The following is a 13,425-nucleotide window of genomic DNA, read 5'->3' as shown; positions in this document are numbered from 1 at the left end:
ATATTCCTATTCAGCTTCTGATTTATATAAAACTTTAGCGTCTGCCCAAAGGCTTTCCAGATTGAAAGAATCGCGTACGTCTTCCTGGAAAATGTTAACAATAACATCGTTCAGATCAACGAGAACCCACTGTGCGTTCTCTTTGCCCTCTACGCGCATATGTTCGTAGTTTTCGCCTTTAGCACGCATGGAGACCTCATCTGCTAACGCTTTAGCCTGACGCACAGATTTTGCTGTTGCAATAACAACTGCATCAGTAAAAGAGTTAACACCTTCAAGGTCAAGCACAACTACATTTGTAGCCTTCTTGGCTTCAAGCCATTCAATAATCTTAGCGACCTTTTCCTGAGAAGAAACAGTGCTGTATTTTTTTTCAATTTTTCCAATCATTTTTTAATCCACTCGTTAAAGGCTACAGTTGCTGATGCGGGTGAGAACAGGTCAGCAAGCAGAGCACAGCAATACTTATAATTTAAATCTTCATGCAGCGCCTGTGCAGCTACACAAAAAATATACGCTTTCTTGTGGTAAAGTCAGCAGAAACAACTATCCAAATTTACCAAACATAAAATCCTGCACCTACCTACGTTATTTATGGTCTGTAGGCAATTAACTAGATTCAGAGAATTTAGATTAAAAATAACATTTTTGCGAAACAGACTTGACCCGACTCCCAATTTTGGTGCATCTGTCATGTTTACACATATATATAGTCAGCATTCTGGCTAGTCCAAAAAATTCAGGAAACAAAAAAACTACGGCACGTTCCGTAACTACGTGTCCTGAAGCGTGTAGTTATTTTATTCTTATTGTATCAGGAGTCATGTATGATTTTTAATGTTGAGCAAGAAACACTGCCTCGCGAAGAGTTAGAAGCAATTCAGTTACGTCGATTACAGAATCTCTGTGAACGAGTATACGCTAATGTTCCTCACTATCGCGAACAGTTTATTAAGGCAGGAATTACTCCTGCCGATATCAAAAGCCTCAACGATTTGTCCAAGCTCCCGTTTACTGAGAAGCAGGATTTACGTGACAACTACCCATTTGGACTTTTTGCTGTTCCAAAAGAGAATATTGTCCGCCTCCATGCCTCCAGCGGAACCACAGGTAAAGCAACTGTCGTGGGGTACACTCAGCGCGATGTAAATAACTGGGCAGAGCTAATGGCACGCTCATTTATGGCAGCAGGTGCAACCCGAAGTGACTTTATTCACAACTCATACGGCTACGGTCTGTTCACAGGCGGGCTTGGCGTCCATTACGGTGCAGAACGCCTTGGCGCTACTGTTATCCCAATTTCCGGCGGTGGTACCAAACGACAAGTATCACTTATGGAAGATTTTGGAGCAACTGTAATATGCAGCACCCCGTCTTACGGGCTTGTGTTGCATGAAGCAGCCAAACAGGCTGGTGTCGATATGCGCGATCTTCCACTTCGCGTCGGCATTTTCGGTGCAGAACCTTGGACAGAGGAAATGCGCAAGGATTTGCAGGACAAAATGGGAATTGATGCTGTGAACATTTACGGTCTCTCAGAAATTATGGGACCTGGTGTATCCATAGAATGTGCCGTTGCCAAAGATGGCATGCACATTTTCGAAGATCATTTCCTTCCTGAAATCATTGATCCGGTGACAGGAGAACAGCTCCCTGAAGGCGAAACGGGCGAACTTGTTATCACAACGCTGACGAAAGAAGGCATCCCGCTCATTCGCTACAGAACGCGTGACATCACTTCTCTTAACTACACCCCGTGTAAATGTGGACGAACTCACGTGCGTATGAACCGCATTACCGGACGAAGTGATGATATGCTCATCATCCGTGGCGTTAACGTGTTCCCTTCCCAGATTGAATCCATCATTCTGGAAACCGAAGGTGCATCCCCTCACTACCAGATTATTGTTAAGCGCGACGGCAATCTTGACACCGTGGAAGTTCAAGTTGAAATCGACGAATCGCTCTTCTCTGACGCTATTAAAAATCTTCAGCGGATTGAAATGCGTATTCAAAAAACAATCAAAGAATTCCTCGGGGTTTCCAGCAAGGTTCGTCTTGTTGAACCACGGTCAATCGAACGCTCACAAGGCAAAGCTAAACGAGTTTTTGACTTGCGCGACAAAGAATAGAAAATTCCAACAAAAAGAAGCCCGCCTAGCGGGCTTTTTTTCATGCCTTAAACCAACTGCTAGTTGAGACAACTCATACAAAAAAGGGATCACAGAAATAATTTCTATGATCCCTTACTATTCATGGTGCCCAGGGGGAGACTCGAACTCCCACGGGCGTGGCCCACTACCCCCTCAAGATAGCGTGTCTACCAATTCCACCACCTGGGCACATAATGTAACGTATACGTTACTGAGGAGCGCGTTACCGCGCTTTATTATTTATTTTTCTGTCTGGTCAGGGCTAGGCTGAGCTTTCTGTTCGATCTGAATGTCCATAATGCTAGATTCTTTAGACACATGATCACCAGCAATGTAGTTGTAGCTCAAAGAAGTGATGAAGAAAATAGCTGCAAGAGTTGCAGTAACTTTCACAAGAAGACCGCCTGCACCAGCGCCGCCAAAAGCAGACTGGTTGCCGCCGCCAAAGATAACACCCATGCCTTCTTTACCAGCCTGTAAAAGAACAAGCAAAATAAGTGCAAGACAGACCACAACGTGCAGGGTCAGAATCAAGGTTTCCACGAAACGTCCTCCTAAGAGCTATATCAATCCGAATCGGTTGTTAAGCAGTAACAATTTTGCTGAAGCTTTCAGCCTTCAAGGAAGCGCCTCCTACCAATACACCATCAACATTGTCAAGTGAAATGATTTGAGTAGCGTTTTCAGGCTTTACACTTCCGCCATAAAGAACGCGGGTAGTATTAGCTTTTTCTTTCAAAATATCAAGAAGTTTAGCACGAACAATCGCATGTGCTTCTAAAATCTCTTCTGGACCAGCAACTTTACCGGTACCAATAGCCCATACTGGCTCGTATGCAATAGCAAGGCGCTCTGCTGGAACATCTGGAATAGTTGCAAGACCTTTTTCAAGCTGTTCTGCAATTACAGCTTCCAGTTTGCCTGCTTCACGCTCTTCAAGAGTCTCACCGATGCAGAGGCAAACATTCAGATCATTATTAAGTGCAAAAGTGGTTTTTTCGCCAACCTGCTCACTTGTTTCACCAAAAAGAGCACGACGTTCGGAATGACCGGTAAGTACCCAAGTACAACCAGCATCTTTAAGCATCACTGGAGAGATTTCGCCGGTAAAAGCGCCTTCAAGAGCTGCACAAACATTCTGTCCACCAAAAGAGTAGCCTTCGCTTTTAGAAAAAACTTCGCCAGCAGCATGCAGCGCAGTAAAAGGAGGGAATATAACAACTTCTCTATCGTCAGAGAGGTCGCCTACAAGCTTAACAAGTTCAGCAGAAGTATCTTTGGCTTCCTGAGCAGTTTTAAACATTTTCCAGTTTGCAGCCATAAGCTTTTTCATGGGTCTTTGCTCCTTACTTAGCAATGACTACCGGAGAGATCCGCCAGTGTACATTGATATACCAACGCGTCTTCACCAGTATCTTTATAATATTTTTTTCGCACCCCAATTTGAGAAAAGCACATCTGTTCATAAAGACTGATGGCAGGAAAATTGGTTCTGCGGACTTCTAGAAATGCCTGTTGTATACCTAATTTTTGCCCAATGCAAAGCATAAGAGCAAGTAACCGTTTTCCTGCACCATTTCTTCTGTGTTCTGGGTCGGTAGCTATGTTTAAGATTTCCAACTCATCCGCGGTATGGTACATGGCTATGTAGGCTACCAGCTTGTCATTTTTTTTTAATCCAAAGACTTCAAAAATCTTCTGATCGAATGCCAAGCTAAACTCTTTTTCTGTCCATGGCGTAGAAAAACACTTTTTTTCCAAAGCCGCCACTTCTGCGCTATCTTTTTTTTCTAAACGGAAAAATATATATCCGTCAGCTTCTAGCGGTCCTATTGTAGTAAATATGTCAGACATTACGTATCCACATTATTCCGAAGACGACAATTCATCTCGCGGAAGTCATATTGAAGTAGTAGACAGCTCAGGCAAACCACTGTTGGTTATGCCCTCTGCCACAGCGCATAGCCAACGCCTTGCGATGAAATCTGTATTTGTACTCATTTACAATAAACAAGGAAAAGTATTCTTGCAAAGACGCTCGAATAGCAAGGCGTTAGCACCGGGGAAATGGGATATTTCAGCCGCTACACACGTTGGGGTCAATGAGGCACTTGAAGCAGCCGCAGAACGCGTCCTGCAAAAGGAACTCAACCTGTCAGCAGTTGCGCTGCACTACCAAAAATCTCAAGAAGAGCAAATAGAGGATGCAACTCTCTGGATATCACTCTATTCTGCCGATATTGGCAACCGCCCTCTCTCACCAAATCCCGATGAAGTGCAAGACGGTCTTTTTGTTGATGCAGAAGAGCTTCAATCACTCTACGATCATTTTCCAGATACACTCACACCTGTTCTCGAATGGGCAGTGCGTTGCAATATCATTTTTGGTACGTAGCAAGTCACGACCATTCTTTTACATAAGTGCTGACATTTGAGCATGTAAAAGCGTATTGCTTGCCAAAAGAGACTTTGAATACAAAGAAAAATCTACAGAAGCATCATATTCAGAGACCTTGCCGCCCGCCTCGTTCACAAGTAGCCAACCAGCTGCGGTATCCCACGGCTTCAGCCCTTTTTCATAAAAAGCGTCAAACCGACCAGCAGCAAGGTATGCAAGATCAAGCGCCGCAGCACCCAAACGTCGCACTCCCTGAGATGCCTTCAACACGCGGCGCAGACGGTCTGTAATTTCATCAGCATCTTCCGTTATTGTGTAAGGAAAACCAGTAGCAATAAGTGACTGTTCTAGCTGGTCGGTGCGTGTAACAAAAATTTGCTTATCATTACACCATGCTCCGCCTCCTGAAATGGCATAGAAGCACTCATTCATAATCGGTGCATTAATAATACCCATCACGATGCGACCATTACGCCATAACCCAACGGAAGTACAAACAAGTGGAACTTGATGCATAAAGTTTGTTGTACCGTCAATCGGGTCTATCACCCACGTCAAATCATTCAACGGCGCATCAGCAGCACTTTCTTCAGCCAAAAAGCTGGCTTCAGGAAGAATCTTTGCAAGACGATCTTTCAGGTCATGCTCTACTGCAACATCTGTTTCCGTTACAAGGTCAATACGTCCTTTATAGCGAACGTTACGCGGTTTATCCCACGCATCCTTGATAAGATCACCAGATTCGATAACAGCAGCACGAACTTGCGGTAACAACTCTTGTAAATCCATTGCAATTTCCACGATAAAAGGCGGTCTATGACCGCCTTAGTAAGTTAGTTTATGTAGACATCTGAAAATACAGCCCGATCTTCCAGCGTTCTACCAGCACCTCGGACAACCGTAGTCAACGGATCTTCATCAACCACAACATTCAGTCCTGTTTCCTGCGCGATAAGGTCTCTGAAGCCTTGAAGAAGCGCACCACCACCTGCCAGCAGCAAGCCGGATTCTGCAATATCGCCTGCCAGCTCAGGAGGAGTTTTTTCCAGCGCTTTGCGTACTGCGTACACAATTGACTTTACAGACTCACTAAGCGCCATCCGAATCTCAGTGTCATTAACTTCTACAGATGCTGGAGTGCCTGAAACAATATCCTTTCCCGGAACAGTCATCACTAATGGTTCAGGTAAAGGGAAAGCAGAGCCGATTGTCATTTTGACCTTCTCTGCCTGATTTTCTCCTATGAGAAGCTGGAACTCATCTTGAAAATATCTTTGAATGGCAGCATCAAGCGCGTCCCCTGCAACTCGAACAGATTCAGCATAGGCAATTGCAGACAATGAGATAATGGCAACCTCTGTTGTGCCACCACCAATGTCTACAACCATTGTTCCAACAGGCTCATAAATAGGACGGGAAGCGCCAATAGCAGCCGCCATAGGCTCTTCAACTAATTTAACATCCCGTGCACCTGCCTGCTGGGCAGATTCGATTACCGCACGCTTTTCAACTTGAGTAATACCTGTTGGCACACAAATAACAATACTGGGTTTTACCAGACTAAATCCAGTAATTACCTTTTTAATAAAATACGCAATCATTTGCTTGGTAACCTCAAAATCCGCAATCACCCCGTCCTTCATTGGACGAATTGCACGGATACGTTGAGGAGTTCTACCAAGAAATTCTTTCGCTTCACCCCCGACAGCAAGTACACTGTTGCGTTCTACATCAATAGCAACAACAGACGGCTCATTAAGTACGACTCCGTCTTTTCGTGTGTACAGAAGCGTATTAGCAGTTCCAAGATCCATAGCCAGATCTTTTCCGAACATGCTCAAAAGTTTTCCTAGCATTTATTCCCTCTTTTGGGACTTAGATGAAAATGAAAAGCTTGATTCATTTTCATGTTCGTATGCTGCCGCACGTTGCAGATCATCAACCTGTCTGTGCGCCTCATACAACTTGCTTCGTAAATACAAATTCTCCAAAAATAAGGAAAGATGCTCCGAAGCCATCTGACAGAAGCTCTTCAACTCGTCAGGAATAACTTTAGAAGTCTCACTCGCAAGTGTTAAAACACCACGAGTCATACCACCGATTTCAAGCGGAATACAAATAACGCTAACAAAATGCGGCACACCCTTTCTCTTTCCGTACAATGGAGAAGTCTGGCTTGCAGCTTTACCGCCTTCAACAAAAAAAGGCGTGCTATTTTTAAACACCCAACCTACCAGTCCGCTACCGTATGGAATATTATCCGCATCGTTTTGCGGCAGCTGGTAGTTTTCTCCCTCAATATGATAGTTGTTTCCAGCCTCATCCCTTGTCGCAAGGCTGCAATATTCAAAACCGGATGTATCTGAAAGAAGAATCAGAAACTTGGATAAAAAAGAATCCCACTTTTTAAGATGCTTACGTAAAGAATATATAACCTGTAAGCAGTGATACTGTTGCGATAAGGTAACTTGCTCTTCCACAACAAATGAACGAGTGTGAAATTCGTAAACAAGTTCACCAAACAATTGCAGGATCTTTTGATCCTTACTTGAAAATGAATATTGGCGCTTGCTGTCCAAACACAACACACCTGCGCCATTTTTCAACGGCACACCCATAAAGGCTTTAATTTTAGTCTCTTCGTTTTGCGAGTAGTAGCCAAGGTTGTACTGTCTGGTATCAAAATCATTGACCAGCATGGGTTCTCCATTGCTAATGATCCACCCAACCAGCCCTTTTCCTGTTCCAGCAGAAAAAGTCTCGTCTGTATTTACCATATCACCAAGACTAAAGCTGCTGGCAATAGAGAAGTAATTACCGGTGCGATCTGGCATAATCAGTACAGCGGAGTATGCATCAAAGACACTACAAATAATGCCTAAAATTCTTTCATAACAAGCGGTTGTATTCATCCAATATAACCCAGTCAAAAATTGTGGTTTGCGACGCAACTAAATGTAAAAAATACGTCGCAACATTCTATAACGTTTTCTGTGTATAGAATATAAACAGCCAGCAATTTAGCAGCCAGCCCATACAGCTCAATCTAATGATAAAGCCCTCGAAATTCATTATCATTTTTTTACCACCACGCCAAGTAATGAGAGCACAGGTTTTTTTCTACGAAATGCTAGAGTTTTTTTAGAAAAAAAAATAGTATGTAATAACGATCAACCAACTTGAACCATTGTCGAAACAGTTGATTTACTTTTTTTAACAACAGCAAGCCCAACTGCCGATGCCAAAACACTGGAAAGATGCCTTCCGCAAATGCGGGTTACCATGGAAAGACACTTTTTCATTCAGCGAACCTATTAGCATCAAAACTCTTCCTGAGTTAAAAGAATTTCTTGATGCAGTACAGATTACGCAATGTCTTTTGCGTCCTTTTTTTGAAAACGACGATTATCCGCTTGTTGAACGCGGAGAACTACTCCCCTCTTTTGAGAGTGACTTTTTTGAATACAAAGATCTTCCCGGATTTTCTTTGGTCGCATTTGAACGAGAGCTCCAATATTTCTCTGAAATTTTCCAGTTCGATATCCTCCATTCGTTAATGGATGTTACATTCAAAGCAGACGGCTACGCCTGCCCGTTAGAAAATTGCACAATTGCCCAGAATGTAGAAACCATTCAAAATCGTATTCCCCGAAAAATGCATGACAGCTTCAAGCATGAATTCGGTAAGGTTGATACATCTGTCCTCGATTACTACCCGCAGCTTCTTCCTTATATACTAGAGATGGACAGGGCTCATGTTCTGGCTTTGGACTCTTCAGGGTACTACCACCTTGCGGGTGTTTACGGCTCTTTTCCTTCCGACCTTGACCCAGAAATCAAACGCTTCGGGTTGCGAGCCAAAAAATTTGAAGTCGGGAATCACCAGAAATACGAACATAACAGACTATTTGTATACCAGTATCTGATGGAGCTTTACGGCTTTACTATTTGCTCAGAACGAAGAACTTCCAGCGCGCTGTTCTCACGCCGCCTGCACAAAGCTGGCGAAAAATTCATGGTTCGGGTGCTTGGACAAACAGACAGAGTTATCACGACGATATCCTCCGCAACGAAAAAGAGAAACTACCCTACTGTAGAAAAAATAGCGCTTGTTCAAGTTGATGAGGATCAATCTGAAGTCATCAGACAACTCGAAGAAGGCGGATTTTTTGTCGACAGAAAACGTCATGTTGTTATTTTGCGTGTCACATACACACAACACAAATTTAACCCTGACAACGTCCGACAAGAACGTGCACTTTCCGTTGCAAAGCAAGAGGTCATTCACCCGATTACAGGGCGATCTATTGATGATCTTAATATCATCAAAGACACCACCAATATGATCCTGCGCCTCAACGATATTGTCCGCGGCGAATACATTGGACACATCACATACAAGCGCAGTGAACTTGTCGAAAACACAGACACCGAAGAAAAGCGCCTTAAATTTTTGTATTCATGGCTCACCAAGCACCAGCGTCGCATCATAAGCTATTCTGATGAATTCTATGCAAATGTCATCAAAGTCCTTGATGGGTACTTGCTTGATCCTGACAACGAAGAAGCTTTTGACAAATACAAAGACCTCTACCAAGAGGTACAGCTACGCTACAACTACATACAGCAAGCTCGAAAAGTCATGATTCTTGAACGGCTGAAAAAACGCAAAATCAAGGGCGAAAAAATCCCGTATGCGGAGATGGTTCAGCAGGTTGTCAAAATTCTTCAAGAATTAAAATTCGACATAGCCATATATTTCGAAGAGCTGGTTGCTTCCATGGTCAACACCACAGAGTTAATTTTAAATGACCGTTATCTCTGCCGTAAGTACATCATGAAAAAAGATGACGAGCTGTCCGAATACGGACTTGGGATAAAAAAAGAATACGGTAAAATTGTCTCTTTACTTGACGATATCAAAGCAATCCGCAAATCTCGAAAAAAATCTATTATGGGTTTCCGCCCATAATAGTCACAACCACAACCAACAACATTTTAACCAGTCAGGGAGGACATGCTGTGTCTGAACTTTTACAAACCCCGCTTACAGCTTGGCATAAAGCTGCTGGTGCCAAAATGGCACCTTTTGCCGGATGGGAAATGCCAATCCAGTACACCGGTATTATCGCAGAGCATACCCATTGCCGTGAGCAGGCATCTATCTATGATATTTGCCATATGGGAGAATTTGGTCTTGTTGGTGATGGAGCGCGTGAAGCTCTTTCAAAAATCGTCACACATAATCTGGAAAAACTAGTTCCCGGCAAATGTGGATACGGCTTTTTGCTTAATGAAGAAGGCGGAATCCGTGACGACCTTATCGTCTACTGCCTTGAAGAAGATGAGTACATGCTTGTTGTTAACGCGGCATGCATCGAAAGCGATTTTAACTGGATTAAAAAGCACCTTCCTGAGCATCTTACTTTGGAAGATATGTCTGAACAAACCGCCAAAATAGACCTCCAAGGCCCTAAGGCATACGAAGTGCTGGAAAAAGTATTTGATAGCTCCCTGCGTGACTTAAAATACTTCAACTTCCGTACTGTTGATTTTAAAGGGCAACCGCTCATTATTAGCCGTACAGGTTACACTGGCGAACTCGGTTACGAATTCTACCTCCCTTCCGAAAACGCTCTTGCACTCTGGGAAGCATTGAATGCTCAAGAAGAAGTTGAACCGGCAGGACTCGGGGCACGCGATACACTGCGCCTCGAAGTGGGACTTCCACTGTATGGTCAAGATTTAGATACAAAGCACTCCCCTTCTGCTGCCGGTATGGCGTGGATGCTTCGCTCCGAAGCTGATTACATCGGCAAAGGCAAAGATCGCGAAGGCACCGAATTGCTTATCGCCCTATCCATTCCGGGTCGTCGTTCTGCACGTCATGATGACGTTGTCACATTGGAAGATGGCACTGAGGTTGGCAGAGTAACCAGTGGTTCTTACTGCCCAAGTGTCGGACATTCCGTTGCGCTGGCATATGTTACAAATGAAGCAGCAGAAAACGAAAAATTCCTTGTTAAAGGTACACGTACATCTCTGGAAGCTACTAAGGCTGAGCTTCCATTCTATAAAGGTGGTACAGCACGCATGAAGCTTGTTGACTAAGCTGCATCCAACTGAATAAATTAAGGGGGAAGCCACGCTGCTTCCCCCTTTTTTATTGCCTTACGTATTACATCAATAATGAGATAGATAATTCATGAAAACATTTTTTCTTGAAACAGATAAATGGGACACCAATTGCTTGCTCGAAGGTCAAGAAGCAAAGCACGCTATTAAAGTGTTGCGAATGCGCGTCGGCGACACCGTCCGTTTGCTAGACGGAAAAGGTCGCGAAGGTATTTTTGCCATTACAGAAATGACAAAGCAGGCAGTTTCCCTTGAGCAGCAGGAAGTTACACAGCACCCTAAGCCGGACGCCCAACACTATGTTGCAATAGGTTGGGGAAAATCTGTCCGCAGAGGATGGATTTTTGAAAAAGCAGTCGAATTTGGCGCTGGCGGACTTTGGTTCTGGCAAGCAGACCGCTCCCAATCAAAAGTTCCGGCTGAAGTAAAAGAAGGCTGGGAAGGGCAAATGCTTGCTGGCGCAAAACAATGCGGAAACCCGTGGATTCCAGAACTTGCTACATTTCCTGATGGTGCCAAAGGTCTCATGAAGTGTGCCGATGAGTTCGATAACATTTTCATGTTATGGGAAGGACAGTCACCCTCTGACGTCCTCTCTTCTGAACAGCTCGAACTTTCCGGAAAAACTTTGTTCATCATTGGACCCGAAGGTGGTTTTTCAGACTCAGAAGCTTCATATTTTAGGGAACAAGGCGCTCAACCAGTAAGCCTCGGAAAAAGAATTTTGCGATGGGAGACAGCTGCCCTGCTCTGTCTCGGTCTCGCTTGGTGGAAAGGTGAAGTAAACAATGCTGCACGTTAGCAAGGAGATGTCTATGGAGGCTAAACAACCTCTTGCAGACAAAATTCGTCCTAGTTCCTTTGACGACTTTTCAGGACAAGAGCACCTTTCAGCACGTATTACTGCGTTAACCAAAGCAAGCAGACTTCCTAGTTTATTGCTGTTCGGTCCTCCGGGGTGCGGCAAGTCAACTCTTGCATTGTTGCTGGCTCAACATACCGGCTTAAAATGGTTGCGTGTCAGTGCACCAGAAGCAGGTCTAACCCAACTTCGAAAATCTCTTAAAGGTGTTGAAGTACTTGTTTTGGACGAGCTTCACCGCTTCTCAAAAGCACAACAAGATTTTTTTCTCCCGATTTTGGAATCAGGCGAAATAACACTTATTGCCACAACAACGGAAAACCCATCTTTCAGCGTTACACGACAGCTGTTATCAAGATTGCATACGCTAAAGCTCAAGCCGCTATCAAACATTTCACTTCAGTCACTGGCAAAAAAAGGGGCTGAAGCATGCGGTGTTGAATTAGATGAAACAGTATATGAGATGGTTGCAGGCATTGCACATGGCGATGCCCGCACAATGCTTAACCTTGTCGAATATATTACACAGCTTCCACCAGAAGCGCGGGAGCCGGATCAACTAAAAGCCGCCTTGCCGGATGTGATAGCACGTCATGACAAAAATGGAGACAGTCACTACGAGCTTGCTTCTGCCATGATTAAGTCTATCCGCGGTAGTGATGTTGATGCTGCGCTTTATTACCTTGCCAGCCTGCTGGAAGGCGGAGAGGATCCTCGGTTTGTGTGTCGCCGACTCATCCTTTCTGCTTCTGAAGACGTAGGACTTGCAGATCCGAATGCATTGCCAATGGCGGTCGCCTGTCAACAAGCAGTTGAGTTTGTTGGGATGCCGGAAGGCTTCATTCCGATGGCTGAAACAGTCATCTATTTGTCGCTTGCACCTAAGAGCAATTCGACCTATGCAGCATACTTGGCAGCTGCAAAAGAGATACGAGCAAACGGGCGCAAACCCGTGCCACTGCACTTACGCAATCCATCTACTAAACTTCAAAAGGAATGGGGATACGGTAAGGGGTACCTTTATCCTCACAACTATCCAGAAGGGTACGTTCCCCAGCAGTACCTTCCTGACGACCTTGTAGGTCGCAGATTTTACCAACAGCGTGAACAAGGAGTTGAACCCCGCCTGACTGCATGGCTTGCTCGTGCCCAAAAAAGCTTCCGTTAATTCCCTTAGCATCAGGAGACACACATGCTAAAGAAGCTACTCTGCGTCACAGCAATTATTGCACTTTGCTATACTCTTTCAGGGTGTGCAGTGTACAACGCTGCTGTAGATGAACGCAACATAGGCGAGCAGTATTCAGATACTGTCATTACTGCAACAGTCATTAAAAAATTAGTTAGAAGCGACGAAGTCAACGCTCTCGACATTTCAGTAAACACATACAACAGAAAAGTGTACGTAATTGGAGAGGTTGACTCTCTCGCACAGCGAAATGTCGTCACTTCCATCGCACGAAATGTCGAAGGCGTAACCAGTGTTGTTCCGTATTTGCTTCTTAAAAACGATCAAGACTTCTGTGGCACAACGGACAATTTAGCCATGAGCGCCCAACTCAGCAAAGATCTGATCGCTGATAAAGATGTTTGGTCTACGAACGTCTCTATTGATGTTGTACAATGCAATATCGTTCTCACTGGCATTGTCACTTCAAACAAAGAAAAGCAAAAAATTCTCGAACACGCACGAGCCGTCCCGAAGGTTCGCTCCGTCACTTCATATATCCAAGTGCATGTCCCGTCCTAGAATAAGTTGACGGGTAATAAGGTTATCTAGATGGCTGTAGGACGAATGTCTTGCAGCCATTTTTGATGTACGTATCCAGGCGTCTTCATCTGTAAGCTCAGGTGAGGACGTTCTGTATTATATATGT

14 protein-coding genes and 1 tRNA gene are annotated in these 13,425 nt (G+C 44.3%); 7 read left to right on the top strand and 8 right to left on the bottom strand.

The genetic code is table 11. The features are described 5' to 3' along the window. Positions 1–6 precede the first annotated feature (6 nt). Positions 7–390: a ribosome silencing factor gene (rsfS, locus tag N4A56_RS12335; protein WP_293669627.1), complete on the bottom strand. Its 384-nt coding sequence runs from the start codon at positions 388–390 to the stop codon at positions 7–9. A gap of 437 nt (positions 391–827) precedes the next feature. Between rsfS and N4A56_RS12330 the strand changes: the two genes are divergently transcribed. After that, a complete protein-coding gene (locus N4A56_RS12330) occupies positions 828–2,132 on the top strand; it encodes a phenylacetate--CoA ligase (RefSeq protein ID WP_293669628.1) in 1,305 nt (434 codons plus the stop codon). Between the two features lie 124 nt (positions 2,133–2,256). Here the strand turns inward: N4A56_RS12330 and N4A56_RS12325 are convergent. The 4 genes from N4A56_RS12325 to rimI all read right to left on the bottom strand — a co-directional run bounded on the left by N4A56_RS12325 (position 2,257) and on the right by rimI (position 4,007). Then, positions 2,257–2,342: transfer RNA gene (locus tag N4A56_RS12325), tRNA-Leu, on the bottom strand. 51 nt (positions 2,343–2,393) lie between these two features. Next, positions 2,394–2,696 carry a preprotein translocase subunit SecG gene (gene secG / locus N4A56_RS12320; RefSeq protein WP_293669629.1) on the bottom strand — a complete coding sequence of 101 codons (303 nt, stop codon included), beginning with the start codon at positions 2,694–2,696 and terminating at the stop codon, positions 2,394–2,396. A 40-nt stretch (positions 2,697–2,736) separates the two neighbouring features. After that, positions 2,737–3,486 (bottom strand): triose-phosphate isomerase, encoded by a 750-nt coding sequence (gene tpiA / locus N4A56_RS12315; protein ID WP_295547689.1) that lies wholly within the window; start codon positions 3,484–3,486, stop codon positions 2,737–2,739. 17 nt (positions 3,487–3,503) lie between these two features. After that, the gene (gene rimI, locus N4A56_RS12310) at positions 3,504–4,007 is read right to left on the bottom strand and encodes a ribosomal protein S18-alanine N-acetyltransferase (protein WP_293669632.1); all 504 of its coding nucleotides are present in this window, start codon (positions 4,005–4,007) and stop codon (positions 3,504–3,506) included. On the opposite strand from rimI, the gene N4A56_RS12305 reads away from it, so the two are divergent. Continuing rightward, on the top strand, positions 3,997–4,548 hold the full coding sequence (locus tag N4A56_RS12305) for an NUDIX domain-containing protein (RefSeq protein ID WP_295547686.1): 552 nt from the start codon (positions 3,997–3,999) through the stop codon (positions 4,546–4,548). The two genes, rimI and N4A56_RS12305, sit on opposite strands and share 11 nt — an antisense overlap. Positions 4,549–4,566: 18 nt before the next feature. Here N4A56_RS12305 and N4A56_RS12300 read toward each other — a convergent pair whose 3' ends face one another. The 3 genes from N4A56_RS12300 to N4A56_RS12290 are packed head-to-tail and all read right to left on the bottom strand — an operon-like array spanning position 4,567 to position 7,463. Next, entirely contained in the window at positions 4,567–5,340 is a 774-nt protein-coding gene (locus N4A56_RS12300; RefSeq protein ID WP_295547683.1) for an inositol monophosphatase family protein, read from the bottom strand. Between the two features lie 44 nt (positions 5,341–5,384). After that, positions 5,385–6,407 (bottom strand): rod shape-determining protein, encoded by a 1,023-nt coding sequence (locus tag N4A56_RS12295; protein ID WP_293669636.1) that lies wholly within the window; start codon positions 6,405–6,407, stop codon positions 5,385–5,387. Beyond that, complete coding sequence (locus N4A56_RS12290) at positions 6,408–7,463, bottom strand: GAF domain-containing protein (protein ID WP_293669637.1); 1,056 nt, start codon at positions 7,461–7,463, stop codon at positions 6,408–6,410. 326 nt (positions 7,464–7,789) lie between these two features. On the opposite strand from N4A56_RS12290, the gene N4A56_RS12285 reads away from it, so the two are divergent. From N4A56_RS12285 to N4A56_RS12265, 5 genes are all read left to right on the top strand, one after another. Further along, a complete protein-coding gene (locus tag N4A56_RS12285; RefSeq protein ID WP_293669638.1) occupies positions 7,790–9,523 on the top strand; it encodes a hypothetical protein in 1,734 nt (577 codons plus the stop codon). A gap of 50 nt (positions 9,524–9,573) precedes the next feature. Next, positions 9,574–10,662 carry a glycine cleavage system aminomethyltransferase GcvT gene (gene gcvT / locus N4A56_RS12280; protein ID WP_295547679.1) on the top strand — a complete coding sequence of 363 codons (1,089 nt, stop codon included), beginning with the start codon at positions 9,574–9,576 and terminating at the stop codon, positions 10,660–10,662. Positions 10,663–10,756: 94 nt separating this feature from the next. Further along, positions 10,757–11,488 (top strand): 16S rRNA (uracil(1498)-N(3))-methyltransferase, encoded by a 732-nt coding sequence (locus N4A56_RS12275; RefSeq protein ID WP_295547677.1) that lies wholly within the window; start codon positions 10,757–10,759, stop codon positions 11,486–11,488. 13 nt (positions 11,489–11,501) lie between these two features. After that, positions 11,502–12,716, top strand: a complete 1,215-nt coding sequence (locus N4A56_RS12270; RefSeq protein WP_295547675.1) for a replication-associated recombination protein A — start codon at positions 11,502–11,504, stop codon at positions 12,714–12,716. 24 nt (positions 12,717–12,740) lie between these two features. Then, positions 12,741–13,298 (top strand): BON domain-containing protein, encoded by a 558-nt coding sequence (locus N4A56_RS12265; protein ID WP_295547673.1) that lies wholly within the window; start codon positions 12,741–12,743, stop codon positions 13,296–13,298. Positions 13,299–13,425: the final 127 nt, after the last annotated feature.

This window comes from Halodesulfovibrio sp., assembly GCF_025210605.1.
Classification (GTDB): domain Bacteria; phylum Desulfobacterota; class Desulfovibrionia; order Desulfovibrionales; family Desulfovibrionaceae; genus Halodesulfovibrio.
The sequence above is the reverse complement of the archived record's forward strand: the minus strand, read 5'-3'. Positions and strand labels throughout refer to the sequence as shown.